19 protein-coding genes and 1 pseudogene are annotated in these 24,498 nt (G+C 72.1%); 7 read left to right on the top strand and 13 right to left on the bottom strand.

The window, feature by feature from the left end; all coding sequences use genetic code 11:
• Nucleotides 1-57: 57 nt before the first annotated feature.
• A complete protein-coding gene (locus V1L54_RS14845) occupies nt 58-339 on the top strand; it encodes a metal-sensitive transcriptional regulator (RefSeq protein WP_330118461.1) in 282 nt (93 codons plus the stop codon).
• A gap of 203 nt (nt 340-542) precedes the next feature.
• Here V1L54_RS14845 and V1L54_RS14840 read toward each other — a convergent pair whose 3' ends face one another.
• The 7 genes and pseudogenes from V1L54_RS14840 to V1L54_RS14810 form a co-directional block, all read right to left on the bottom strand.
• Nucleotides 543-2,006 (bottom strand): NADH-quinone oxidoreductase subunit N, encoded by a 1,464-nt coding sequence (locus V1L54_RS14840; RefSeq protein ID WP_330118625.1) that lies wholly within the window; start codon nt 2,004-2,006, stop codon nt 543-545.
• 5 nt (nt 2,007-2,011) lie between these two features.
• The gene (locus V1L54_RS14835) at nt 2,012-3,499 is read right to left on the bottom strand and encodes a complex I subunit 4 family protein (protein WP_330118460.1); all 1,488 of its coding nucleotides are present in this window, start codon (nt 3,497-3,499) and stop codon (nt 2,012-2,014) included.
• 2 nt (nt 3,500-3,501) lie between these two features.
• Nucleotides 3,502-5,403, bottom strand: coding sequence for a proton-conducting transporter transmembrane domain-containing protein (locus V1L54_RS14830; protein WP_330118459.1), 1,902 nt, complete (start codon nt 5,401-5,403; stop codon nt 3,502-3,504).
• A complete protein-coding gene (locus tag V1L54_RS14825) occupies nt 5,400-5,705 on the bottom strand; it encodes an NADH-quinone oxidoreductase subunit NuoK (protein WP_330118458.1) in 306 nt (101 codons plus the stop codon). Before V1L54_RS14825 ends, V1L54_RS14830 begins: the two co-directional genes overlap by 4 nt.
• 278 nt (nt 5,706-5,983) lie before the next feature.
• Nucleotides 5,984-6,475 (bottom strand): annotated as a pseudogene (locus tag V1L54_RS14820) (NADH-quinone oxidoreductase subunit J); the annotation flags it as partial.
• 6 nt (nt 6,476-6,481) lie between these two features.
• A complete protein-coding gene (locus tag V1L54_RS14815) occupies nt 6,482-7,435 on the bottom strand; it encodes an NADH-quinone oxidoreductase subunit H (RefSeq protein WP_330118457.1) in 954 nt (317 codons plus the stop codon).
• Entirely contained in the window at nt 7,432-8,286 is an 855-nt protein-coding gene (locus tag V1L54_RS14810) for a hypothetical protein (protein WP_330118456.1), read from the bottom strand. Before V1L54_RS14810 ends, V1L54_RS14815 begins: the two co-directional genes overlap by 4 nt.
• Nucleotides 8,287-8,301: 15 nt before the next feature.
• Between V1L54_RS14810 and V1L54_RS14805 the strand changes: the two genes are divergently transcribed.
• Nucleotides 8,302-8,712, top strand: a complete 411-nt coding sequence (locus V1L54_RS14805) for a hypothetical protein (protein ID WP_330118455.1) — start codon at nt 8,302-8,304, stop codon at nt 8,710-8,712.
• A gap of 146 nt (nt 8,713-8,858) precedes the next feature.
• Here V1L54_RS14805 and V1L54_RS14800 read toward each other — a convergent pair whose 3' ends face one another.
• Nucleotides 8,859-9,209 (bottom strand): NADH-quinone oxidoreductase subunit A, encoded by a 351-nt coding sequence (locus tag V1L54_RS14800; RefSeq protein ID WP_330118454.1) that lies wholly within the window; start codon nt 9,207-9,209, stop codon nt 8,859-8,861.
• A gap of 936 nt (nt 9,210-10,145) precedes the next feature.
• Between V1L54_RS14800 and V1L54_RS29485 the strand changes: the two genes are divergently transcribed.
• Nucleotides 10,146-10,586, top strand: a complete 441-nt coding sequence (locus tag V1L54_RS29485) for a DDE-type integrase/transposase/recombinase (RefSeq protein ID WP_443076634.1) — start codon at nt 10,146-10,148, stop codon at nt 10,584-10,586.
• 176 nt (nt 10,587-10,762) lie between these two features.
• Here the strand turns inward: V1L54_RS29485 and V1L54_RS14795 are convergent, their stop codons facing one another.
• Genes V1L54_RS14795 through V1L54_RS14780 form a run of 4 tightly spaced genes read right to left on the bottom strand, consistent with a single transcriptional unit; the run spans nt 10,763 to nt 15,363 of the window.
• Nucleotides 10,763-12,160 (bottom strand): GH1 family beta-glucosidase, encoded by a 1,398-nt coding sequence (locus V1L54_RS14795; protein WP_330118453.1) that lies wholly within the window; start codon nt 12,158-12,160, stop codon nt 10,763-10,765.
• Complete coding sequence (locus tag V1L54_RS14790; protein WP_330118452.1) at nt 12,157-13,044, bottom strand: carbohydrate ABC transporter permease; 888 nt, start codon at nt 13,042-13,044, stop codon at nt 12,157-12,159. The genes V1L54_RS14795 and V1L54_RS14790 overlap by 4 nt, the downstream gene beginning before the upstream one ends.
• Complete coding sequence (locus V1L54_RS14785; protein WP_330118451.1) at nt 13,037-14,047, bottom strand: carbohydrate ABC transporter permease; 1,011 nt, start codon at nt 14,045-14,047, stop codon at nt 13,037-13,039. The genes V1L54_RS14790 and V1L54_RS14785 overlap by 8 nt, the downstream gene beginning before the upstream one ends.
• An 11-nt stretch (nt 14,048-14,058) precedes the next feature.
• Nucleotides 14,059-15,363, bottom strand: a complete 1,305-nt coding sequence (locus V1L54_RS14780) for an ABC transporter substrate-binding protein (protein ID WP_330118450.1) — start codon at nt 15,361-15,363, stop codon at nt 14,059-14,061.
• 149 nt (nt 15,364-15,512) lie between these two features.
• Here V1L54_RS14780 and V1L54_RS14775 point away from each other — a divergent pair, with 149 nt between their 5' ends.
• From V1L54_RS14775 to V1L54_RS14760, 4 genes are all read left to right on the top strand, one after another.
• Entirely contained in the window at nt 15,513-16,829 is a 1,317-nt protein-coding gene (locus V1L54_RS14775; RefSeq protein WP_330118449.1) for an ROK family protein, read from the top strand.
• Between the two features lie 279 nt (nt 16,830-17,108).
• Nucleotides 17,109-19,301 carry a pectate lyase-like domain-containing protein gene (locus tag V1L54_RS14770; RefSeq protein WP_330118448.1) on the top strand — a complete coding sequence of 731 codons (2,193 nt, stop codon included), beginning with the start codon at nt 17,109-17,111 and terminating at the stop codon, nt 19,299-19,301.
• A 354-nt stretch (nt 19,302-19,655) separates the two neighbouring features.
• Nucleotides 19,656-21,827, top strand: coding sequence for a discoidin domain-containing protein (locus V1L54_RS14765; RefSeq protein WP_330118447.1), 2,172 nt, complete (start codon nt 19,656-19,658; stop codon nt 21,825-21,827).
• A 213-nt stretch (nt 21,828-22,040) separates the two neighbouring features.
• Nucleotides 22,041-23,087, top strand: a complete 1,047-nt coding sequence (locus tag V1L54_RS14760; protein WP_330118446.1) for a DUF1996 domain-containing protein — start codon at nt 22,041-22,043, stop codon at nt 23,085-23,087.
• A gap of 322 nt (nt 23,088-23,409) precedes the next feature.
• Here V1L54_RS14760 and V1L54_RS14755 read toward each other — a convergent pair whose 3' ends face one another.
• Nucleotides 23,410-24,450 carry a LacI family DNA-binding transcriptional regulator gene (locus V1L54_RS14755; RefSeq protein WP_330118445.1) on the bottom strand — a complete coding sequence of 347 codons (1,041 nt, stop codon included), beginning with the start codon at nt 24,448-24,450 and terminating at the stop codon, nt 23,410-23,412.
• Nucleotides 24,451-24,498: the final 48 nt, after the last annotated feature.

The raw sequence follows: 24,498 nt of genomic DNA, 5'->3' as shown, positions 1-24,498 counted from the left end.
CGGCCCGTCCTCATATCCACGCCCTTCCCCGCAGGACACTCACGAGAGGAGGCGCCGATGACCGGTTACGAGAAGCGCAGGGACGACATCCTCAGGCGCCTGCGCAGGAGCGAGGGTCAGGCCCGCGGACTGCAGCGGATGGTCGAGCAGGACACCTACTGCACCGATGTCCTCGCCCAGGTGTCCGCGACCAACGCGGCCCTCCAGTCGTGTGCCCTCGCCCTCCTCGACGGACACCTCAACTGCTGCGTCACCGAGGCCATCGGGCGTGGCGGAGACACGGCACGGGAAAAGGTGAGCGAGGCGTCCCAGGCCGTCGCGCGGCTCGTCCGGTCCTGACCCACGGCATGGACATACGGCGTGGCGCGGCTGCTGGGCCGTGGGCAGCACCTCACGGTGAGTACTTCAGCGGAGGCCCACCACCACTGCGGGCACGCCGGTAACGAGCCCCCGGCCACCTCGGGCTGACGGGCCCGCGTTGATCTCCGGAGAAGGATCTGCGAAGCATGTCCTGGACCACCCCCGCACCGGGGATGCCCCGGTCACCGTACGAGGGTGTCGGAAAGAAGGCCAAGCGCCCATCCCGCGCCCGCGCCGAGGACGAGCGTGGCGGATGCCGCGGCGATCGCCGTGCCCGCCGCCCAGCGCTCGGGCTCGGCGGCCGCCGCCGTCGCCTCCCGCTGTTCCCCGTCTCCATCGGACGGCCCGGCGCCCTGCGGGGGCGGACCGGGACGGCGGATCGACAGAGCTGGCGCGATCCAGCGCAGATAATAGAAGAGACTGGCGAGGGTGTTGACGGCGGCGATCACCACCAGCCAGGCCATGCCGCCGTCCCAGGTGGCGGAGAAGACCGTCAGCTTGCCCATGAACACCGCCGTCGGCGGAGTGCCCACCAGGCCCAGCAGGCAGACGGTGAGCGCGGCGGCGAGCCAGGGCCTGCGTCGTCCCAAGCCGCGGTACGCGGCCAGGGTGCGCAGGTGGGGCAGTGCGGCGGCGACCGCGAACGCGCCGAGGTTGGTGGCGGCGTAGGCCGCGAGGTAGAGCAGCAGGGAGCGCAGGGCGCCGACGCGTTCGGCGACGGCGAGGGTCATCAGCACGTAGCCGGCCTGGCTGATGGTGGAGTAGCCCAGCAGCCGCAGCGGATCGGTCTGGGCGAAGGCGGCGAGGTTGCCCAGCGTCATGGTCGCCACCGCCACGGCGGCGAGCAGCATCCGCCAGTCGATGACCTGCTCGGGCAGGACCGTGAGCACCCGGTACAGGGCGATCAGTGCGCCGACCTTGGGGACCGTGGTAAGGAACGCGGCGGCCGGCACCGTCGCGCCCGAAGCGGCGTCGGGCACCCAGAAGTGGGCGGGGACCGCGCCGGCCTTGAACAGCGGTCCGGCCAGCAGCGCCACCGTCCCCACCGCCAGGGCGGCCCCCGGCGCACCCGCGAGCCCGTCGGCCAGGGCGGCGTAGTCGGTGGCGCCGCCCAGTCCGTACAGGACGGCGGTGCCCAGCAGCATGGTGATGCCCAGCAGCACACCGAGCAGGTAGAGCTTCAGCGCCGCCTCGGCGCCGCGCGCGTCGCGGCCCCAGCCGGCCAGCGCGTACAGGGGGATGGAGGCCAGCAGGTAGGCGACGGCCAAGAGCAACAGGTCGGACGCGCCCGCCAGGAGCACGGCGCCGAGCGAGCCGAGCAGCACCAGGACGCAGAACTCGGTCTCGCGCCGGTCGCCGCGCACCCGACCCGAGGCCAGCGCCAGGACGGCGAGCGCGGCGGCCGGGACGATGACGCGGGCCGCGTCGGTGGCGCCGTCCAGCGCGTAGGTGCCGGCGTAGACGGTGCGGTCCTCTCCGGGTGCGAGAACCGCTGCGGCGGTCAGGGAGACGGCGAGCGCGGCCGCGGCCGCGGCGCGGGCGGCCCACTGGCGCCGGCGCGGCAGGAAGGAGCCGGTCAGCAGGGTGACGACGGCGCCGAGCAGCAGCAGGATCTCCGGGAGGAGAGCGAGCGGATCCTTGTGCATGCCGTTCACCGCGCGACCAGCTCCACGACCGTGTGGGCGGCCGGCTCGATCACGTCCAGCAGCCACCGCGGCAGGACGCCGATGAGCAGGGACAGCGCCAGCAGCGGCGCCACGGACAGCAGCTCGGCCGGGCGCAGGTCCGCACCGACCGGCTTCGGTTCCCGCCGGGCCCCGAGGAAGAGCCGGTGCAGCGCCCACAGGAACAGTCCGGCGGTGATCAGGATGCCCAGCAGGGCCAGCGCGGTGGCCACCGGTACGGAGCCCAGGCTTCCGGCGAAGATCTGGAACTCGGCGATGAAGCCGCTGAAGCCGGGCAGGCCCAGGCCCGCGAAGGCGGCGACGGCGGTCAGCGCGGCGAAGCGCGGCATGGGCCCGGCCAGCCCGCCCCAGGCGCCCATCTCATAGGTGCCGCCGCGGTCCATCAGAACCCCGGACAGCAGGAACAGGGCCCCGGTGATCAGTCCGTGGCTGACCATCTGGACGACCGCTCCGGTGACGGCGGTGGAGCGGGCTGCCTCGTCGGTGCCGGCGACCATTCCGGCTGCGCCCAGGGCCAGCAGGATGTAGCCCATGTGGTTGACGCTGGTGTAGGCGATCATCCGTTTGAAGCTGCTCTGCGCCAGGGCGACCAGGGCTCCGTAGAGGGCGGAGACGACGCCGACGACGACGAAGACCATCGCGTAGGTGCGCCAGGCGTCCGGCAGGATCGGCATGGCGATGCGCACGAATCCGTAGGTGCCCATTTTCAGCAGGATCGCCGCCAGAACGGCCGATCCGGCGGCAGGCGCGTCGGTGTGGGCCGGGGGCAGCCAGGTGTGGAAGGGGAAGACGGGGGTCTTGACCGCCAGGCCGACCGCGATGGCCAGCAGTACCAGCGGGCCCGCCGCTCCGCTGCCCTGGAGCGGCGGGTCGGCGGTCAGTTCGGTGATGTCGAAGGTGTGCGGGTCGGAGGCCGCGTACAGGCCGATGAAGCCCAGCAGCAGCGCGAGGGAGCCGACGAAGGTGTAGAGGAAGAACTTCAGCGCCGATCGGGCGGCCCGCTCCCCGTGCCCCCAGCCGGCGATGACGAGGTACATGCCGACGATGGACAGGTCGAAGAAGACGAAGAACAGGATCAGGTCCAGGGCGGCGAACAGCCCCAGGCAGGTGGTCTCCAGGACCAGGAAGAGCGCCGCGAAGCGGCGGAGGTCGCGCCGGCCGCGCAGCGAGTACACCGCGCAGGCGAGGAAGACGACGGCGGTCAGGGCGAGCAGCGGCAGGGAGAGCCCGTCGACGCCGATGTGGTAGCCCGCGCCCGCGCCGGGGATCCAGGGCTGGTCGGTCTCATGGCCGACGCCCGAACCGTCGTAGGTGGTCCACAGCGCGGCCACCAGGGCCAGCTCCACTCCCGAGACCCCCACCCACAGCCACCGCACGGCCGCGTCGGACAGGCCGCGCCAGGCCGACAGGACCAGGGCGGCGGCCAGCGGGAGGAAGACGGTCAGCGAGAGCATGCTCACCTCAGCAGCAGGAGCAGGACGGCGGCCGCGGTCAGCAGGACCAGGGCCTGGGCGTAGTACTGGTGGAGCTGTCCGGTCTGCGGGCGGCGCGCCAGCTCGCCCAGGTGCCGGGCGCCGTCGGCGACGCCCCGGACGGCCCGGTCCACCCCCGAGCGGTCGGCGACCGACGCCCACGAGGCCAGACGCCGCACCCCTGCGGCGGTTCCCGTGGCGGCGCGGTCCAGCACGGTGTCGTCGAACCGGGCCAGGGCGCGGGCGGCGGCCAGAGCGGGGCGTACGGCGACGGTGTGCGCGGCCGTCTCCAGGTACAGCCAGGCACGCGCCCAGGCCGGCTCCGGCAGCCGGGCCGCCGAGACGGCCGCGAAGGCGGTCGCGGCCAGGGCGAGTACGGCGGTGGCGACCATGGTGGCCACGCCGGCCGACGGCTCACCGGGCGCCCCGACCGCCCGCTTCAGCTCTCCGGCCAGCGGCGGCAGGGCCAGGGCGCCCAGAACGGCGGCCCCCGCGGCGAGAATCGCCAGGGGCACGGTCCGGAGCGGTCCGGCGGACCGCTCCCGCCGCTCCCCTCCGGCCTCGGCGGACGGTTCGGGGCCCGGTCCCAGCAGGAGGCCGAGCGCCTTGCCTGCGTACAGGGCCGACAGGACGGCGGCGGCCAGCACCACCCCGTACAGTGCCGGGGATTCCACCGCGGCCAGGATCTCGTCCTTGGTGGCCCACAGCGACAGCGGCGGCACCCCGGCCAGGGCGAGCGCGCCCACCGCGAACGGCAGGCCGACCGCCCGGTCCCGGCGCGCGGCCCCGCGCAGAGCACCCAGGTCATCGGTGCCCAGCGCCGCCAGCCACGCCCCGGCGGCCAGGAACAGCAGCGACTTGACCGCCGCGTGGGCGGCGAAGTGGGCTGTGCCGCCCGACACGCTCCCGGCTCCGGCCGCCAGGACGACGAAGCCGAGCTGGGCGGCGGTGGACGCGGCCAGCAGCTGTTTGAGTTCGCGCTGGGCCAGGGCGACCGCGCCCAGGGCGAGCGCGGTGAGCGCACCGCCCCAGGCGGCGGCCGCCGCCGCCCAGCCGGCGGACTCCAGCAGCGGACGCAGTCGCAGCAGCAGATAGCCGCCCATGGCCACCATGGCGGCCGAGTGCAGCAGGGCGCTGACCGGGCTCGGGCCGAGCATCGCCTTCGACAGCCAGAAGGAGAAGGGGAGTTGGGCGGCCTTGCCGAAGGCGGCCAGCAGCACCCCGGCGGCGACCAGGTGGAGCCACGGACCGGTCAGGTCCGCGAGGGCGCCCAGGGCGAGCCGGTCGGCGGCGCCGGTTCCCGCGACTGGGGCGGCGAGGGCGGCGCCGGCCGCCAGGTAAAGCCCGAGGTCACCGGCGCGGGTGGTGAGGAAGGCGGTCGTCCCGGCCGCCACCGGGGCGTCCTCCCGCCAGCGGAAGGCGATCAGCGCGTACGAGGCGGCGCCCATGACCTCCCAGGCCAGCAGCAGGGCCGTCAGGGTGGTGGCGGTGGCGGTGACCAGGACCGCGGCGGTGAACAACAGCATCAGCCCGAAGAACCGCGGCCGTTCGGCGCGGATGCCGGCCGCAGCGAAGACCAGCACGAGCAGACCGGCCGCTGCGACCGTCACGACCACCACGGCGGAGAGTCCGTCCACCGCCAGTTCCAGCGGTCCGCCCGCCACGAAGCCGGTCCGCGCGGTGGGACGGACGGCGGCGGCGGTGACCGCCAGGGCGAGGGTGACCGCCGCGACGGCCACGGCGACGGCGGGCGCGGTACGGCCGGTACCGCCGGGGCGGTCGTACGTCCCGGCGGTGCGGCGCCCGCCGCCGGACAGAGCAAGGAAGCCCCCGGCCGCGGCGGGCAGCAGGACCATGGCCCACAGCAGCGCGCTCGCCGTGCTCATCGTTTCAGCTCCGCCGCCATGTCGGTCATGTCGGCGTCCTTCGCGCGGAACAGCAGGGTCACCACGGCGAAGCCCATGGCCATGTCCACGGTCATGGCCGCGATGACCACCAGCACCAGAACCTGCCCGTCCGGGGCCGCCGGAGCCAGGAAGTACCAGAAGGCGGCCGCCGCCACGACGACGCCGTTGACCATCAGCTCCAGGCCCATCATCACCATCACCACGGACTGCTGGCTCAGCGCCCCGTACACCCCGATGGCGAACAGGGCCGAGGCCAGCAGCAGGAACAGTTCCAGCGTCATGCGTCGCTCCCCTCCGGCCGGGAGGCCGCGTGCGTGCCGTGGCTGGCGTGCGCATCGTGGTCGGCGTGGTTCTTGCGGCCACCGTGGCCGCCGTGGTGACCGTGGTCGCCCTGGTCACCGGTATGACGGCTGTGGTCACCACCGTCGTGGGAACGTCCTCCGTCACCGACCCGGCCCTCGCGGCCACCACCGTGCCCGCCGTGACCGGCACGGGCCCCGTGTCCGTCATGCGGATCGCGACCTGCGTGACGCCCGTGCTCTATGTCCTCCTCACCGCCGTACCGGCCGCGGGACGTGGCCAGGACGAGGGCCGCCACGATGGTGGTGAACAGCACCGCGCTGACACCGATCATCACCAGCATCTTCGAACCCATGACCGCCTCACCCACCGCACGGGTCGGATCGGCGGGCACGGCGCCCCGCCGCTCCGGCCACGGAACGAGCAGCACCAGCGCGCCCAGGGCCAGGAAGACCCCGCCGGAGATGGCCAGCGCCCCCCGCTTGTTGTGCAGCATCGACATCGGCATGAGCCCGGCCGGATTCATCATGAACATGATCATGAAGACAGCCATGATCGCCATCTCCATCACCATCATCAACACCGTCACCACGCCGAGGTAGGCCAGGTCCAGCAGCAGGAGCGAGGTGCCGACGGCGACGAACGACAGGGCCAGGGCGTAGGTGGCCCGGGCCATGGAATCCACCGCGAACACCGCGGCACCCGAGAGGACGGCCACCACCGCCAGCACGCAGAACAGCGCCGTCTGCACCTCACCTCACCCCTTCGCCACCACGACGGCGGACACCAACAGCAACTGCAGCAGCACCGCCGGAAGCGCCACAAGCCACCCGAGCCGGACGATCCGCTCCGGGCGCAGCACCGGCAGCCGACGGCGCAGCGCCACCAGCACCGCGAGAACGGCCAGCGTCTTGATCACCGACCACAGCCAGCCCGGCAGCCACGGCCCCGCTCCGCCGCCCAGGAACAGCGCGACCGCCATACCCGACCCGGCCGCCAGCAGCGCGTACCGCCCGGTCAGCAGCAGCAACCGGTCCACCCCGGCCGCCTCCGCCAGCACTCCCCCGACCGCGTCACGCCCCACCGGAGAGGAGAACGGTCCCCACATGCTGAAGGCCGTCACCGAGCCCAGGAACACCGCGAAGGCCACCGGCATCCACACCACGAACCACAGCCCCTGCTGGGCCCGGGCCACCTCGCCCACGTTCAGGCTCTCCGCCGCCACCGCCGGCGCGGTGAGCGCGAACATCAGCGGCAGTTCGTACCCGAGGGCCTGGGCGACGAAACGGTAGCCGCCGATCAGCGGGTACACGCTGTTCGGCCCCCAGCCCGCCAGCCACACAGCCGCCCAGAGGGTGACGTCCACCGCGTTGAACCAGACCACACCCACCGGCAGATCGGCCACCACCGCCCCGCCCACGGGCACCACCACCGCCATCAGCAGGGCCGCCACCAGCGGGCCCGCCGTGCCGATCCGCCACAGCAGCCGGTCCGGTTCCACCGTGGTCCGGCCCCGCTGCCGCATCAGCCGCGCCGCCTCCACCAGCGGACGGGCCCACTTCCGGCCGCGTGCCGCCGCTGCCGTTCCCCCGCCTCCGCCGGTCCCGGCCGTGTCGAGGAGGGCGTCGAGTACGGCGGCGGCCAACGCCATGGCCAGCAGGACGGCGGCCGCGGGCACCACCGCCCACGCCGGCGCTCCGGTGACGGTCACCGCTCACCACCTCCCCCATCGCCGCGGCCGTGCTCGCCGTGGCCGTGGTGGTCCCGGTGCGGGTCCTTCTCCGTCTCCTCGTCCCGCGCCCCGTCCTCCGCCTCCGCCCGTTCCGGCCCGGCCAGTTCGTCCGGGTCAGGGCCGAGGCTCGCCACCAGCAGCCGGGCCGCGGACAGCTCCAGACCCGGCATCAGCTCGACGGCCGCGTCCAGCAGGCCACGCGAGGGCGGGGAGCCGTCCGGGGCCCGGTGGCCGCGCGGTCCTCCGTCGGGCGTCTGCCCGCCGGCCAGCGCCTCGTCCGTCTCCACCAACCACCGCAGCCACCGCGCGGTCGCGTCGTGGGGCGGCCGGGCCCGTACGGCGGGACCGCTCACGCCCAGCCGCACCGCGTCGGCCGGAGCGAGCACGCCGATGCCGTCCGTCGCCCACCGCAGCGTGCACGAGCGCTCCACCCGCCGCCGCCACGATCCGAAGTCCGCGCGGACCGCGTCCGCCGGCTCGCCCGCGAGCAACCGGTCGCGCAGCCGGCGGGCCCCGGCCGCGGCGTCCTCCCAGCCGGCCAGGGCGAGCAGCCGTCCCAGCGAGTCCAGATGGCAGGCGGCCGTACGGGCTCCGGGAGCAACGGTGCGACCGTCATCGGCGTGCCAGAAGGGTGGAGGACACGGACCCGCGGAGGGAAGCACCCGCCCCTCGGCCCGCTGTACGACGTCTCCCTGCAGGACGGTGTCGATGACGAGTCCGGCAGGCCAGTCGGGCAGCACCGGCCCCAGCGGCACGTGCAGCACGTCCAGCTTCAGTCCGTCGCGGTCCTCGGCGCGGTCGGCCATCATCAGCCCACCGGGCATCTGCATCCCACCGTGGCCTCCGTGGCCGCCGTGGCCGCCGTCACCACTCCCGTGCTCGCCGTGGCCGCCACCGTGGCCTTCGTGGCCACCGACGTGGTTTTCGCCACCGTCGTAGGACCGCTGCTCGCCACCGTGCCCGCCGTCGTCTCCGTCCCCACCACCATGACCTTCGTGGCCACCGCCGTGCCCGCCGTGATCGTCCCCTTTCCCGTCCCGCCCCCACTCGTCGTCCCGCCGTGCGGCCTCCGCCTCCTGCCCCGGACCGGTGAGCGCGGGCAGGAGAGCGCGCAGTACCGCCTCCGCGTCCTGTGGCCGCGTCACATCCCCCCGCACACGCGGCCCCGGCATCTGCCCCCACAGCACGTCGGTGGCGGCTCGCATCTCCTCGGACGGTTCTCCTGCCACGAGCAGGACGTCCGCCTCCGCGGGTGAGTCCGCCAGGCGCCCGCCGAGTCCGGCGACGGCCACCTCCGCCGCCAGCCGTACGGCCGTGGCCCCGGGGCACACCACCAGCAGGACGCAGGGTCCGCCGGCGGCCGACGCCGTCAGGCGCTCCGTCAGGTTCCGCAGGGCGGTGCTCAGGCCCACCGCAGGGCCCCCTCGCGCCAGGCGTACAGCACTCCGCACATCAGCAGACCGAGGAAGACGAACATCTCCACCACCGCCGCCGCGCCCATCCCGGCGACGACGACCGCCCAGGGGTACATGAAGAGCATCTCGACGTCGAAGGCGAGGAACAGCAACGTCAGCGCGTACCAGCGGGCGTGGAAGCGCGACAGCGCATGCTCGTCGGGGATATCGCCGGAGAGGAAGGGGGCGGCGAGCAGCGGAGCCGCCCGGACGGCCGTCAGCCGGTGCAGCAGGCGCAGCCCGGCGACCGCGCCGATCGCGAGCACCAGCATGACGCCCAGGTCCAGGAACTCCCGCATGGTCTCCTCGCGTCGGTTCGGAGTCGTTCGTCACAGCCCGAGTGGTGAGCGTCCATCCGCCAGTACCCTGCGGGGAACAGTCCATTCCGCACATCGCTCCCATGGGGGCGGCCCGCCCGTGGTGTCCCGACGCGAGGATCTTCGATGCCCGCCCGTCTCCGTGGTCCTGGACAGCGGCGGGGAGCGTCAGGCCTTGTCCCCGTTCCAACCGTCGCTGTGCAGGGGCCCCTGGAGAACGCGCCGCCGCCCGTCGTACTCGCGGACGCGGGCCGCGTACTCCCTCTTGTCGGCCACGGGGACGCCCGCCTGCCGCAGCACCGACAGCCAGGGGCGCGGGACGTTCCTGCTCGGCCCGGCTGAAGAACCGGCCCTGCCGGGTACCCAGCACTTGATCCAGGGCGGACCACAGGGGCCCGGTGGCTGCCTGGTCGGGCCGGACCTCGGGGGCCGCGCCGGAGCGCAGCAGCAGGGTGTCATCAAGGGCGGCGACGGCCAGGTCGGGGGCGGTGGTGACACCGTGCGCGAGGGCGCCGGCGGCGATGACCAGCGTCCCGGCGGCCGAGGGCGTCCGCGCGGCCGGGAGCAGCCGGCCGGACTGGCCGTCTTCGGTGTCGCTCGCCTGTTCCGGCTGCTGAAAGTCGCCCGTTCCTCCTCCACCTGGGGAAAGGCGGCGGGCGACGCTCTTGCCCATGAGACCACCGTGCTGCGTCTCGCCTCGCGCGGCGCCTGTGGGGTACCGCGCACTTCACGCCGAGCTGTGCCGCCTCGGCCACCGGATCAACCGCTGGGGGTAACCCCCGCTTGCGGGGGAGGGCAGGGCATGTCATACGCGAGCGCGGCATCGTCGGCACCGCACGGCGCGGACGCAAGACCCTGACCCGCCCGGCGAGGAAGGCGCTACCCGCTGCGGACCCGGTCGGCCGGGGTTTCACCGCCGTGGCGCCGGGACAGAAGCTGGTCGGCGACATCGTCTTCATCCCCACCGACGAGGGCTGGCTGGATCTGGCGACCCGCGAGATCGTCGGTTACTCGGTGGCCGATCACCATCGGGCACCGCTCGTCACGGACGCGCTGACAACGGCCGCCGGACACGGCCGGCTCCAGCCCGGCTGCATCGCGCGTCCGGATCGCGGCTCGGAGCACACCTCCGACGGACTACGCCACGAGCTCAACCGGTTGGGACTGCGAAGAGCACGGGCAGAACCGGCTCGCACTCCGACGACACCGCCGCTGAGTCGTCCTTCGCGCTGCTCAGGACAGAGATCGGCGCCCGCCACCGGCCCGGCCGGGCCACCGCCCGGCCCGGAATCCTCACCTTCGTCGAGACCTTATGCAGCCGCAGACGTCTGCGGAAGCGTACGGACTTGGGCTGCCTGACCCCGCTGGAGACACGGCAGCAACACGAGCAAGGACACGCCCTCGTGGCGTAAGCATCAAGTGTCCGACATCGCGGGGAAGCCCCAGGGCATGTTCTTCCCTTCCACTCATGCACACCACACGGGCCGGAGCCGCTTCACTGCGGCTTCGGCCCGCCATGGGGCGTGAAAGGCGTCTCAGACCGAGCCGGGTGTGGGGGACCGGTGAATGCCGATGATCTCGGCGTACCGCCGGCCGCTGCTCTTGACCGTGCGCTTCTGGGTCGCGTAGTCGACGTGGACGAGGCCGAATCGCTTGTCGTAGCCGTAGGCCCACTCGAAGTTGTCCAGCAGCGACCAGGCGTAGTAGCCGGCCAGCGGCGCGCCCTTGGCCGCGGCGCGGGCACAGGCCGCCAGGTGCTCCTCCAGGTAACGGACGCGTTCGGGGTCCTCGACGGCGCCGTCGGGGCCGACGGTGTCGGGGTAGGCGGAGCCGTTCTCGGTGACGTAGAGCCTGCGGGCTCCGTACTCGTCGGTCAGCCGCATCAGCAGGGCCTCCAGGCCCCCCGCGTCGACCTCCCAGTCCATTCCGGTGCGGGGCACACCGCCCCGGCGGATCTGCCGGGCGAAGGGCCGGGGGCCTTCGGGATCGTCGGCGACCACCATGGGGAAGTAGTAGTTGAGCCCCAGCCAGTCCAGCGGTTGGGCGATGGTGTCGAGGTCGCCGGGGCGCTCGGGCAGCTCAACCCCGTAGACCTCCCGCATGTCGGCGGGGAATCCGCGGCCGTGCACGGGGTCGAGCCACCAGCGGTTGGTGTGTCCGTCCATGCGGCGCGCGGCGGTGAGATCGGCCTCGGAGTCGGAGGCGGGCTCGACGGTGGAGAGGTTGTTGACGATGCCGATCTCCGCGCCGGGCGCGGCGGCCCGGACCGCCTGGGCGGCCAGGCCGTGGCCCAGCAGCAGGTGGTACGAGGCGCGGACGGCGGCGGTGATGTCGGTCAGCCCCGGCGCCATCGTGCCTTCGAGGTGGCCGATCCAGGCGGAGCACAGGGGCTCGTTGAGGGTGGCCCAGTGGCGTACGCGGTCTCCGAGAGCGGACGCGGCCGCCGAGACGTAGGCGGCGAAGTGCTCGGCGGTCTCGCGTACGGGCCAGCCGCCGCGGTCCTGGAGGGCCTGCGGCAGGTCCCAGTGGTACAGGGTCGCGTTCGGGGTGATCCCTGCCTCCAGCAGAGCGTCGACGAGCCGGTCGTAGAAGCCGAGCCCCGCCTTGTTGACCGCGCCGTCGCCGCCGGGCACGACGCGCGGCCAGGCGATGGAGAAGCGGTACGCGGTGACGCCCAGCTCCTTCATCAGGGTGATGTCCTCGCGCCAGCGGTGGTAGTGGTCGCAGGCCACGTCACCGGTGTCGCCGCCCGCGATCGCGCCGGGGACGCGGCAGAAGGTGTCCCAGATGGAGGGCGCGCGGCCGTCCTCGGCGACGGCTCCCTCGATCTGGTACGCCGAGGTGGCCACGCCCCAGGTGAAGTCCGCGGGCAGGGTGGCGAGGTCGAGGGGATCGGTCACGGAGATCCTTTCGGGAGGGAGCGCGTGCGTCATTTGACGGCCCCGGCGGTGAGTCCGGCGACGAGGTAGCGCTGGAGGAGGAGGAATCCGGCGACGACCGGCACGCTGACGACGAGCGAGGCGGCCATGACCTGGTTCCAGTAGACGTCGTTCTGGGTGGCGTAGCCCTGGAGGCCGACGGCGAGGGTGCGGGTGGCCTCGTTGGTCATCACCGAGGCGAAGAGCACCTCGCCCCAGGCGGTCATGAAGGCGTAGACGGCGACCGCGACGATGCCGGGGATCGCGGCGGGGACGACCACGCGGAAGAGCGCGCCGAGCGGCCCGCAGCCGTCGACGGTGGCGGCCTCGTCCAACTCCCGCGGGACCGACTCGAAGTAGCCGATCAGCATCCAGATGGAGAACGGCAGCGAGAAGGTGAGGTAGGTCAGGATCAGGCCGCCGCGGGAGCCGAACAGGGCGATCCCGGTGGCGTTGCCGATGTTGACGTAGATGAGGAACAGCGGCAGCAGGAAGAGGATGCCGGGGAACATCTGGGTGGACAGCACCGTGACGGTGAAGACCCGCTTGCCGCGGAAGCGGTAACGGCTGACGGCGTAGGCCGCGAAGACCGCGACGACCACCGAGCAGACCGTCGCCGCGCCCGCCACGATCAGGGAGTTCACGAAGTAGTCGGCGAGCGGGACGGTGTCCCAGATGTCGAAGTACGGACGGATCGTCAGGTCGCTCGGCAGCCAGCGGAACTTCCCCGACACGTCCTGGAGCGGTTTCAGCGAGCTGGAGACCATGACGTACACCGGAACCAGGACGAACCCGGTCAGCAGGGTGAGGAAGACCCGGCGGGCCCACAGGAAGGAGCGCGGCGGCGCGGTCGGCGAGCGCCGGGCGGTGCCGGCACGGTCGGCCCGGGTACTAGACATCGGCTGCCTTCCTTCCCCGTGAGGTGGCCAGGAGGTACACGGCCGTCACCACGAGCAGGAAGAGCAGCAGCAGGACCGACATGGCCGATCCGGTGCCGAAGTTCCAGGTGACGAACGAGGACTGGTAGATGTGGACCGAGATCAGGTTCGCCGCCTCGGGCGCCGACTCCCCGAACAGGATGTACGGCACGTTGAAGTCGTTGAACGTCCACAGGAAGAGGACGAGGACCAGAACCTGGTTGACCGGGCGCAGGGACGGCAGGGTGATCCGGCGGATCTGCTGCCACGTTCCGGCACCGTCGATCGCGGCGGCCTCGTACATCTCCTTGGGGATGTTCTGCAGTGCGGCCATGATGATGAGGAAGGCGAACGGCCAGTTCTTCCAGACGGCCACGACGACGAGCGCGATGAAGCTGTTGTCGCCCAGCAACCAGAAGGACGGTTCGTCGGTCAGTCCCAGCTGGTCGTGCAGGACGTGGTTCACCATGCCGTTGTCCCGCTGGAACATGAAGGCCCAGGTGATGACGGCGGCGTAGACCGGGAGCGCGTACGGAGTGAGGAAGACCGCCCGCAGCAGGCCCCGGCCGCGGAAGTTCTCCTGCAGGAAGATCGCGGCCGCCACCCCCATGAGCCAGCACAGGCCGACTGCGAGGACGGTGAAGACGCAGGTGACGAGGAAGGAGTCGAGCAGGTCCTGGCCGACCGGCGCGTCGAAGTCGACCGAGACGCGGTAGTTCTCCAGCCCGGTCCAGGGAGCCGCGCCCCAGTCGCGGATGTGGAACTGGGTCAGCTCCTTGAAGCTCACCGCGATGCCGACGGCCATCGGCACCAGGTGGACCAGGAGCTCCAGGAGTACGGCGGGGAGCAGCAACAGGTAGGGCAAACCGGCGCGGCGCAGCCGCCCGGGCGGCCGGGGCCGCCGGCGCGGTTCCGCCTGCCCCGCGCCGGACCGCGTGGTGCGGCGGCCCGGCGGCGCGTGCTCTTCGGCGGCGGTGACGGTCATCGCGGGACCGCTCACTTCGGCATCTGCTGCTGGGCCTTGGTCAGACGCTCCCTGACCGACTCGGTGGTGACCGGGCGCCCGGCGGCGGCGTCGGCGAAGAGTTCCTTGACGGCGGTGCCGACCGCGGTCTCGAACTGCGACTCCTGGGGGACCTGCGGGAGCGGGACGGCGCTCTTGGCCAGGGTGTCGCGCAGTACGGTCAGGTCGGGGGTGTCGAACGCCTCGTCCCGCTGGGCGGCTTTGACCGGCGGGATGGAGCCGTAGGTCTTGTTGAGGATCTTCTGCTCCTCGTCGCTGGTCATGAACTCCACGAACTCCAGGGCGCCGTCGAGGTTGTCGGTGTTCTTGAAGACGGCCATGTTGATGCCGGCGACCATGGAGTTCGGGACGCTGCCGTCCTCGGGAGTGCCGGAGGGGACGGGGACGGGTGCGACGCCCCACTCGTCCGGGCTCATGCCGTGGGCCTTGAAGGTGGTGGCGGCGGTCTGCCACAGGACCATGGCGGTCTTGCCCCTGGCGAAGTCCTGGAGGGACTGGTTCTGGGCGTACTCGGCGTTGCCCGGGGCGACGATCTCGTCCTCGGCCATGAAGTCGACGTACTGCTTGACGGCGGCAACGGCGCCGTCGGAGGTGAAGTCGGGCTTGCCGGAGGCGTCGAAGAAGTCGGCGTCGTGCTGCTTGGCGAGGACGAAGACCTGGTGGATGTTGTTGGACAGGTTCGAGCCCTCCACGCCCAGGGCCCACTTGCCTCCCCTGGAGAGCTTCTTCCCGTCGGCGACCAGCTCGTCCCAGGTGGCCGGTGGCTTGTCGATGCCCGCGTCCTCGAACGCCTTTTTGTTGTAGTAGAGGGCGTAGGCCATGGAGTACAGCGGGACGGCGGCCGGGTGCTCGCCCGGGGCGCCGGTGGATCCGAGTGCGGAGTCGACGAAGCGGTCCCGGCCGCCGATCCTGTCGAAGGCCTCCTGGTCCCAGGGCAGGAGGGCGCCGGTTGCCTGGAGGGAGGCGGACCAGGTGTTGCCGATGTTGAGCACGTCGGGGCCCTGGCCGGATGCGGTGGCGGCGAGGATGCGGTTGAGCAGGTCGGACCAGGGGACGACCTCCAGCTCGACCTTGATCCCGGTCTCCTTCTCGAACTTCTTCAGTTCGGCGGTGAGGATCTTCTTGTCCGCCTCGATGTTCGGTCCCTGGTTGGACGCCCAGTAGGTGAGCGTCTTCGGGGAGCCGTCACCGGTGCTGGCGCCGCCGCCGCAGCCGGCGGTGGTGGCGGCGAGGGCGGTGACGATGGCGAGGGCGGTGGCGGCTCTGGTTCTGCGCATGGCGGAGTCGTCCCTTTCCGGAAGGCCGATGGAGGTGCTGTTCGATCCCGAACGGTTTCACGACTTAATTCAAGGCGCGAGTTAAGAGGCGAGCGAAGTTCGCGTCAAGGGATCGGGCACGGGTATGTTGCTCACCGGGAAGGAGCCACATGGCCAAGCCGAGCAGACAGACCGTGCGCGACCTGCGGCGGAACAGCCGTAGCGCGGTACTGCAACAGTTGTATTTCGACGGCCCGAGGAGCCGGCAGGCTCTCGGCCCCCCGACCGGGCTCAGCTCCGGATCCATCAGCACCATCGTGGCCGAGCTCCTGAGCGAGGGACTGGTGGAGGAGGCCGGCACGGTCGACTCCGACGGCGGCCGCCCACGCACCCTGCTGCGCGTCTCCCCCACCTGCGCCTATCTGATCGGCGTCGACGTGGGCGAGACCCGGGTCAGGGTCGAGCTGTTCGACCTCGGCCTCGCGGAAATCGCCCGCTGCGAGCGCCCCCTGCCCCGGGACGGCCACGACGTGGCGTCGGTCGTGCGGCACATCAGCGGCGGTGTGGCCGACGTCGTCGGCCGGGCGGGCGTACCGGCCGACCTCATCCTCGGCGCCGGTGTCGGCGTCCCCGGCATCGTGGACCGCGGCTCGCCGGAAGGCGCGGTGGTGCACGGGCAGACCATCGGCTGGGACGCGGTCCCGCTGGAGACGCTGCTGCGCGCCTCGGCCGTCCTTCCGCCCGGGGCCCGCTTCTTCATCGAGAACGGCGCCAAGACCCTCGGCCAGGCCGAGATGTGGTTCGGCGGGGGCCGCGGTGCCCGTGACGCGGTCGTCGTGCTGTTCGGCTCCGGGGTCGGCGCGTGCATCGTCACCGGTGGAGCGGTCCTGAAAGGCGCCCGCAGCAGCGCGGCGGAGTGGGGGCACATCACCGTCCATGTCCGCGGCCGCCGCTGCCGGTGCGGTTCGCTCGGCTGCCTGGAGGCGTATGCCGGGGCCGAGGCGCTGGTCCAGCGCTGGCGCGAGGCCGGCGCGTCACTCCCCCCCGACACCGACGAGGAGACGGCGGTCACCGCCCTGCTCGCCGCCGCGCATCCCGGGGAAGCCGGCACCGCGCCGGACCCGGTGGCGCTGGCCGTCCTCGACGAGACGGCCGAGTACCTGGGCGCCGGCCTGTCCAACCTGATCAACCTCCACAACCCCGAGCTCATCCTCCTCGGCGGCTGGGCCGGGCTGCAGCTCGCGCCGTACATCCTGGACTCCGTACGGCGCTACACGGCGGCGTACGCGCTGCGGCACCCCGGCGAGCGGGTCACGATCGAGCCGGGACGGCTCGGTCCCGACGCCGTGACGGTCGGCGCCGCGACGCTGCCGCTCGCCGACTTCTTCGCCCGCGGCGGACGCCGGGACGAGCCGGCTGGCGAGGCCGATGCCGCGGTCGGCCGGGCGGGCCCGCGGGCGGTGGCGGGCGTTCCGCGCCAGGGCTGACCGCCGCACCGCGCCCCTGTTCCGGTCCGTGGACGTCCGGCCGCCACCGGCGGATCCGCCGCTCCGGTACGCGCCCCCCCGCCGCCCTCCCGGCAGGCTGCCGGCACCTTCACGATGATCGCCCCGAAGGCTCACTCCGACCGCGTCGAAGTCTCAACTCCCTTTCCCTGACGGGGAAATACCTTCGCACCTCTTGACCCGGCCGACACGGGCAGGAAACCATCTGCTGCCCGGAGAGCGCTCTCCAGCGTTTCCTCGTCGATCCAGGAGAACCCCCACATGCCTGCTCCCCCTGCCAGTTCGCTGACGCTGCCCAGATCCTCGCTGCCACGCCGGCGCGCCATGGTCGGCCTGATCGTCACCGCCCTGATCGCCACCCTGCTGGCGTTCGTCCCCGCCACCACCGCACAGGCCGCCCCGGTCCTGCTCTCCCAGGGCAAGGCCGCGACGGCCTCCAGCCAGGAGAACGGCGGCACCCCGGCCGCCCACGCCGTCGACGGCGACACCGGAACCCGCTGGTCGAGCGCCTTCTCCGACCCGCAGTGGATCCGGGTGGACCTGGGCGCGCCCGCCACCGTCAGCCGGGTAGTCCTGCGCTGGGAGACCGCGCACGCCAAGGCCTACCGGATCGAGCTCTCGACCGACGGCACCGACTGGACGACCGCCCACTCCACCACCACCAGTGCCGGCGGCACCGAGACACTGGAGGTCTCCGGCACCGCCCGCTACGTGCGGATGTACGGCACCGCCCGCGCCGCCGGCTACGGCTACTCGCTGTGGGAGTTCCAGGTGTACGGCACCACCGGTGACACCGGCGGCCCCATCACCGGCGGCGGCGACCTCGGCCCCAACGTGCACGTCTTCGCCCCCTCCACCCCGAACATCCAGGGGAAGCTGGACGAGATCTTCGACGAGCAGGAGTCGGCGCAGTTCGGCAGCGGGCGCCACGCCCTGCTGTTCAAGCCGGGCACGTACAACGGCCTCAACGCCCAGATCGGCTTCTACACGCAGATCGCCGGCCTCGGCCTGAAGCCCGACGACACCACCATCAACGGCGACGTGACCGTGGACGCCGGCTGGTTCAACGGCAACGCCACCCAGAACTTCTGGCGTGCCGCGGAGAACCTGGCGGTCAACCCCGTCAACGGCACCAACCGGTGGGCGGTCTCCCAGGCCGCGTCCTTCCGTCGCATGCACGTCAAGGGCAGCCTGAACCTGGCACCCTCCGGCTACGGCTGGGCCAGCGGCGGCTACATCGCCGACAGCAAGGTCGACGGCATGGTGGCCCCGTACTCCCAGCAGCAGTGGTACACCCGCGACAGCTCCATCGGCGGCTGGACCAACGGCGTGTGGAACATGACGTTCTCCGGTGTGGAGGGCGCACCCACCCAGAGCTTCCCCGAGCCGCCCTACACCACGCTGGAGACCACCCCGATCTCCCGCGAGAAGCCCTTCCTGTACCTCGACGGCGACGCCTACAAGGTGTTCGTCCCCGCCAAGCGCACGAACGCCCGCGGCGTCTCCTGGAACGGCACCCCACAGGGCCGGTCGCTGCCGCTGGAGCGGTTCTACGTGGTCAAGCCCGGGGCGACGGCGGCGACCATCAACGCCGCGCTCGACCAGGGCCTGCACCTGCTGTTCACCCCCGGCGTCTACCACGTCGACCGGACCATCGAGATCGACCGCGCCGACACCGTCGTGCTGGGCCTGGGCCTGGCCACGATCATCCCCGAGAACGGCGTGACCGCGATGCGCGTCGCCGACGTGGACGGGGTGCGGCTGGCCGGGTTCCTCATCGACGCGGGCCCCGTCAACTCCCCCACCCTGCTGGAGGTCGGGCCGGAGAACGCCTCGGCGGACCACTCGGCGAACCCGACCACCGTCCAGGACGTCTACATCCGGATCGGCGGTGCCGGGCCGGGCAAGGCCACCACCAGCATGGCCGTCCACAGCGACGACGTGATCATCGACCACACCTGGGTCTGGCGCGCCGACCACGGCGAGGGCGTGGGCTGGGAGACCAACCGGGCCGACTACGGCGTCCGCGTCCACGGTGACGACGTGCTGGCCACCGGGCTGTTCGTCGAGCACTTCAACAAGTACGACGTGGAGTGGTACGGCGAGGACGGGCGCACGATCTTCTTCCAGAACGAGAAGGCGTACGACGCGCCCAACCAGGCCGCGATCCAGAACGGCGACACCAAGGGCTACGCCGCCTACCGCGTCGACGACTCCGTCGACCGGCACGAGGGCTGGGCCATGGGCAGCTACTGCAACTACAACGTCGATCCCACCATCGTGCAGGACCACGGTTTCAAGGCGCCGGTCAAGCCCGGCGTGAGGTTCCACCACCTGCTCGTGGTCTCACTCGGCGGCATGGGCCACTACAACCACGTCATCAACGACACCGGCGCGTCCACGGCCCCGCACGGCTCCGACACCATCCCCTCGGTGGTGGTGTCCTACCCCTGACGGCCGGCACCTCCGGCCCGTCCGCGTTTCCTCCCGGCGCCCGGTGTCACCCCCGGGCGCCGGGAGGGCCACAACCACCGACCACAGCGCACACGCCGTCCACCCGTCGTGGGCCCCGTCCCACTACTCCCCGCCGGCAGGCCGGGCCCACGGCGCGTCGCACGACACCGGCGGCCGTCCGGCCGCCGCCACACCGGACCGGCGCGCAGTCCGTTCACAGCGGGAGACCGCCCGGCAATCCGAAGAAGCCGCCCTCGCAATATTGACAGGTGCACAACTGCGCGCGACTCTCCTCGGAGAGCGCTCTCCGAACCGGCTCCGGGAGCCGGTCCTTTCCTACCGCCAGGAGAGAATGTGTACAGACCCCATGCGGCCGCTCACGCGCGCCCACGCATCAGAACACCGCTCCTCACCCTCCTCGCGCTGCTGGCCTCGTCCCTCGCGGTCGTGACGGCACCGCGGGCCGAAGCCGCCGAGACCCTGCTTTCGCAGGGGAAACCCGCCACCGCCTCCTCCCAGGAGGGCGCGGGCCACACGGCCTCCGCGGCCGTCGACGGCGACCTCACCGGTACTCGCTGGGCCAGCGAGTGGAGCGACCCGCAGTGGATCCAGGTCGACCTCGGCACACGGACGGACCTCAGCCGCGTGGTGCTCACCTGGGAGACGGCCCACGGCCGGGCGTACGAGATCCAGGCATCCGACGACGGCACCGACTGGAGGACCCTGAAGACGGTGACCGACGGTGACGGCGGCACCGACGACCTCGCCGTCTCGGGCACGGGCCGCCACGTCCGCGTGCTCGGCACGGACCGCGCCACCGGATACGGCTACTCGCTGTGGGAGTTCCAGGTCTACGGGGACGAGGGCGGCACTCCGCCACCCGCCGGCGGTGCGGTCGAGGTGACCGGTTCCCAGGGGGACTGGCAGCTCACCGTGGGCGGCCAGCCGTACACGGTCAAGGGGCTGACCTGGGGACCGTCCGTCGCCGACGCCCCGCGCTACATGCCCGACGTGAGGTCGATGGGCGTCAACACCATCCGCACCTGGGGCACCGACGGCTCGACGAAGCCGCTGCTCGACACCGCCGCGGAGCACGGCATCCGCGTGATCAACGGCTTCTGGCTCCAGCCCGGCGGCGGGCCCGGCAGCGGCGGCTGCGTGAACTACCTGACCGACACCGCGTACAAGAACGACATGCTCGCCGAGTTCACCAGGTGGGTCGACGCCTACAAGGACCACCCTGCCACCCTGATGTGGAACGTCGGCAACGAGTCGGTGCTGGGCCTGCAGAACTGCTACGGCGGCGAGGAACTGGAGCGGCAGCGCGACGCCTACACCACCTTCGTCAACGACGTCGCCAGGGCCATCCACGCCATCGACCCCGACCACCCCGTCACCTCCACCGACGCGTGGACCGGCGCCTGGCCGTACTACCAGCGCAACGCCCCCGACCTCGACCTGTACTCGATGAACGCCTACGGCGACATCTGCGGCGTGCGGGAGGACTGGGAGAAGGGCGGCTACACCAAGCCGTACATCATCACCGAGACCGGTCCCGCCGGTGAGTGGGAGGTCCCGGACGACGTCAACGGCGTCCCCGACGAGCCCACCGACGTGCAGAAGGCCGAGGGCTACACCGAGGCGTGGAACTGCGTCACCGGCCACCGCGGCGTGGCGCTCGGTGCGACGCTCTTCCACTACGGCACCGAGTACGACTTCGGCGGCGTCTGGTTCAACCTGCTGCCCGGCGGTCACAAGAGGCTGTCGTACTACGCCGTGAAGAAGGCGTACACCGGTTCCACGGCCGGGAGCAACACCCCGCCCGTGATCACGGACATGTCCGTCTCACCGGCGTCGTCCGCCCCGGCCGGCGGCGAGTTCACCATCCGCGCCGACGTCCGCGATCCGGACGGCGACCCGATCACGTACAGGATCCTGCTCAGCGGCAACTACGCCACCGGCGACAAGGGCCTGGTGGAAGCCGAGTGGCACGCCACCGGCGACGGCACCTTCGCTGTCGCCGCCCCCGAGCGGCTGGGGGTGTGGAAGGTCTACGTCCAGGCCGAGGACGGGCACGGCAACGCGGGCATCGAGGCCAAGTCGGTCAAGGTCGTCCCGCCGCCCGTGGAGGGCACCAACGTGGCGCTGAACAAGCCGACCACCGCCTCCTCCCACCAGGCCGGGTACGGGGACTGCCCGTGCACGCCCGCCAAGGCGACGGACGGCAGGGCCGGCACCCGCTGGGCCAGCGAGTGGAGCGACCCGCAGTGGATCCAGGTCGACCTCGGCGCGCGGACCGCCATCCGCGGGCTGCAACTGCACTGGGACCCGGCCTACGCCAGGTCCTACGAGGTGCAGGTGTCCGACGACGGCACCACCTGGCGCCGCGCGTACTCCACCACCACCGGCAACGGTGACATCGACGCCATCGACGTGTCGGAGACCGCACGCCATGTACGTCTGCACCTGACCGCCCGGGGCACCGGCTGGGGCTACTCGCTCTACGAGTTCGGCGTCTACAGCTGACGCCGGTCCGCGTACGGAAAGCGGGGCCGCAGAGGACGGCCCGGCCCTCCGGCGTGCGGCCAGGGGGTTCTCTTCCCGAACCGGCCGCCGTCCCGTGGAGCTCCGGAAGGGTTCCGGCCTGTCCGGACTGCCCATGGAGCATCGACAGATCCTCAACACACGCGCACTTCAGTTCGGAGAGCGTTCTCCAACCCCAGTCGCACGGAGGTACAGATGATACGTAGGTCAACCCTGTTGTCCGGCACGCTCGTGACGGCGGCACTCGCGCTCGTCACCGCCGGGACGGGCGGAGTGGGCGCTTCTGCCGCGCCGGCCGGGGAACGCGCCCCCGTACCGGCCACCGCGGAGCACCCGTCCCATCGGACGGCGATGGATCCCCCGCCGGGTGAGTGGATCCCGGTGGACGAGCCGGCCGAGGGCATCGAGCCCAACCCCGCCCCGCCGTTCGCCGAGCACCGGGAGTTCCAGGCCAACTGCTCGGTGAGCCACACCGCTTCCGATGACCCCATCGTCTATCCGGGAATGCCGGGGAAGTCGCACAACCACACCTTCATGGGGAACACCACCACCAACGCGTTCAGCGACGTGGCGTCCCTGGACGCCGGTGACACCACCTGCGTGGTGCCGGCCGACCTGTCGGCCTACTGGATGCCGACGATGTATGACGGCGACGAGGAGATCCTTCCCGTCGGGCCGCAGGTCATCTACTACAAGTCCGGAATCAGGGACCACGAGTCGGTGCGCCCCTTCCCCACCGGGCTGCGCTACGTGGTGGGCAGCCCGGACCAGAGCGCCGAGGACTTCATCGAGGCGACGGAGAAGGGCTGGGAGTGCGGTGACGACTACGAGAACGACAACATCCCGGACTGGTGCGCCGAGGGCAGTCTGCTGAACGTGCGCTTCCAGGCGCCGAGCTGCTGGGACGGACGGCACCTGGACTCACCCGGCCACCAGGCCCACATGGCCTACCCGGTGATCGAGAACAACCAGGACGTCTGCCCCGAGAGCCACCCGGTCGCGGTTCCGATGATCGAATTCAAGATGGCCTTCCCGGTGGACGGCGACACCTCCCGGGTCCGCCTGGCCAGCGGCGAGGGCTACTCGTTCCACTACGACTTCGTCAACAACTGGGACGAGGCAACGCTCGCCGCCATGGTCGAGCACTGCATCAACGGTGGTCTGCAGTGCGACACCCGCGGCTACGACCAGTTCCACCCCGCAGAGGGAGCCGTCCTCAACGAGGATCACGAGCTCCCCTGACCGGCCCGTGGAGCGGGAAGGGCCGGGTCCCGGCCCTTCCCGCTCCACGGCCGAACCGGCACGCAGCCCGGCCGGCCGCCCGCCCCCTGTCGCGAGAGCGCTCTCTCCGTTCTTCCTCACCGCCGACCGGACTCCCGTGGGCGGTCCCGGCCCTCGCCGGGACCGTCCACGGGAAAGCGGCGGGCACGCGACGTCCCTGCGCGGACCGCCTCCTCGGCCGACAGGTCCGCCGAAGCGGAGCAGGCTCAGCCGGTCCCGTCACCCACCCCCGCCACAGGAACGCGGCAGGGCCGGCAGCGACGACGAACCATGGCCGGAAGCGCTAGGCCGAGGCCCGGATCACCAGCTCCGCGTCGAAGATCACCGACGTGGGCTCGGGGAGTTTCCCCTCGATCTGCTCCTGCAGGAGCCGCGCCATCGTGGCCGCCATCGCCTCCATCGGCTGCCGCACCGTGGTCAGCGGCGGCCGGCAGGCGGCGGCCACCCCGGAGTCGTCGAAGCCGATCACCGCCACATCCTCCGGTACGCGCCGCCCGGCCTCCCGCAGGACCTCGCAGGCTCCCTGCGCCATCAGGTCGTTGGCAGCGAACACCCCGTCGACATCGGGATGTTCGGCCAGCAGCCGTGCCATCGCGGTCCTGCCGCTGTCGGTGGTGAAGCCTCCCTCGGCCATCGGGACGTAGGGGTGGCCGTGGCGGGCCAGCGTGTCGCGGAAACCGGCCAGCCGGTCCTGAGCCGCAGGCAGGTCCAGCGGTCCGGTGATGGTGGCCAGGCGCCGGCAGCCGCGCGCGAGCAGATGCTCGGCCGCCAGCCGTGCGCCGTCCCGGTGCGCCATGTCGACGTAGGTGACGGAAGCCGGCGGGACCGGTCGCGCGAACAGGGCGCAGGGCAGGCCCTCGGCGGCCAGGAGCACCGGCAGCGGGTCCTCTGCGTGCGTGGAGAAGACCAGCGCGCCGTCCGCACTGCCCTGGCGGAGGTACGCCACGACCTGCTGCCGGGCAGCCTCCGTCTCGGCGAACATCAGCACCGGGTACATCGAGCGCGGGCGCAGGAAACCGACGACACCGCTGACGACCCGGCCGAAGAAGGGGTCGGCAAGCATCCGGGCGGCGAACGCGTTCTGTTCGCTCTCGGAGTCGTCGCCCGCGCCGGAGACCACCAGGGCCATGGTCTCGGCGCGCCGGGTCACCAGCGACCGCGCCGCCCGGTTCGGGGCGTAACCGGTGCGCCGGATCGCGTCCCGCACCACGTCCTGGATCGCGGAGTCCACGTTGCGGATGCCGTTGACGACCCGGGAGACCGTCGCGCGGGAGACGCCCGCCTCCCGCGCGACGTCCTCAAGGGTGGGCGTCTTCCTGGTCATGCCCGTAGCCTATCGGCGGTGCCCGGGAGCGCGGGAGCGCTCTCCCAC

Source organism: Streptomyces rubellus (assembly GCF_036323805.1).
GTDB lineage: Bacteria > Actinomycetota > Actinomycetes > Streptomycetales > Streptomycetaceae > Streptomyces.
The sequence above is the reverse complement of the archived record's forward strand: the minus strand, read 5'-3'. Positions and strand labels throughout refer to the sequence as shown.

What these genes read in the sequence shown, in the direction of transcription:
- V1L54_RS14760 (WP_330118446.1), top strand. Translation starts at nt 22,041, where the DNA reads ATGATACGTAGGTCAACCCTGTTGTCCGGCACGCTCGTGACGGCGGCA.
- V1L54_RS14825 (WP_330118458.1), bottom strand. Translation starts at nt 5,705, where the DNA reads ATGACGCTGGAACTGTTCCTGCTGCTGGCCTCGGCCCTGTTCGCCATC.
- V1L54_RS14775 (WP_330118449.1), top strand. Translation starts at nt 15,513, where the DNA reads ATGGCCAAGCCGAGCAGACAGACCGTGCGCGACCTGCGGCGGAACAGC.
- V1L54_RS14770 (WP_330118448.1), top strand. Translation starts at nt 17,109, where the DNA reads ATGCCTGCTCCCCCTGCCAGTTCGCTGACGCTGCCCAGATCCTCGCTG.
- V1L54_RS14790 (WP_330118452.1), bottom strand. Translation starts at nt 13,044, where the DNA reads ATGTCTAGTACCCGGGCCGACCGTGCCGGCACCGCCCGGCGCTCGCCG.
- V1L54_RS14800 (WP_330118454.1), bottom strand. Translation starts at nt 9,209, where the DNA reads ATGCGGGAGTTCCTGGACCTGGGCGTCATGCTGGTGCTCGCGATCGGC.
- V1L54_RS14795 (WP_330118453.1), bottom strand. Translation starts at nt 12,160, where the DNA reads ATGACGCACGCGCTCCCTCCCGAAAGGATCTCCGTGACCGATCCCCTC.
- V1L54_RS14835 (WP_330118460.1), bottom strand. Translation starts at nt 3,499, where the DNA reads ATGCTCTCGCTGACCGTCTTCCTCCCGCTGGCCGCCGCCCTGGTCCTG.
- V1L54_RS14840 (WP_330118625.1), bottom strand. Translation starts at nt 2,006, where the DNA reads ATGCACAAGGATCCGCTCGCTCTCCTCCCGGAGATCCTGCTGCTGCTC.
- V1L54_RS14830 (WP_330118459.1), bottom strand. Translation starts at nt 5,403, where the DNA reads ATGAGCACGGCGAGCGCGCTGCTGTGGGCCATGGTCCTGCTGCCCGCC.
- V1L54_RS14755 (WP_330118445.1), bottom strand. Translation starts at nt 24,450, where the DNA reads ATGACCAGGAAGACGCCCACCCTTGAGGACGTCGCGCGGGAGGCGGGC.
- V1L54_RS14845 (WP_330118461.1), top strand. Translation starts at nt 58, where the DNA reads ATGACCGGTTACGAGAAGCGCAGGGACGACATCCTCAGGCGCCTGCGC.
- V1L54_RS14810 (WP_330118456.1), bottom strand. Translation starts at nt 8,286, where the DNA reads ATGCAGATGCCCGGTGGGCTGATGATGGCCGACCGCGCCGAGGACCGC.
- V1L54_RS14785 (WP_330118451.1), bottom strand. Translation starts at nt 14,047, where the DNA reads ATGACCGTCACCGCCGCCGAAGAGCACGCGCCGCCGGGCCGCCGCACC.
- V1L54_RS14780 (WP_330118450.1), bottom strand. Translation starts at nt 15,363, where the DNA reads ATGCGCAGAACCAGAGCCGCCACCGCCCTCGCCATCGTCACCGCCCTC.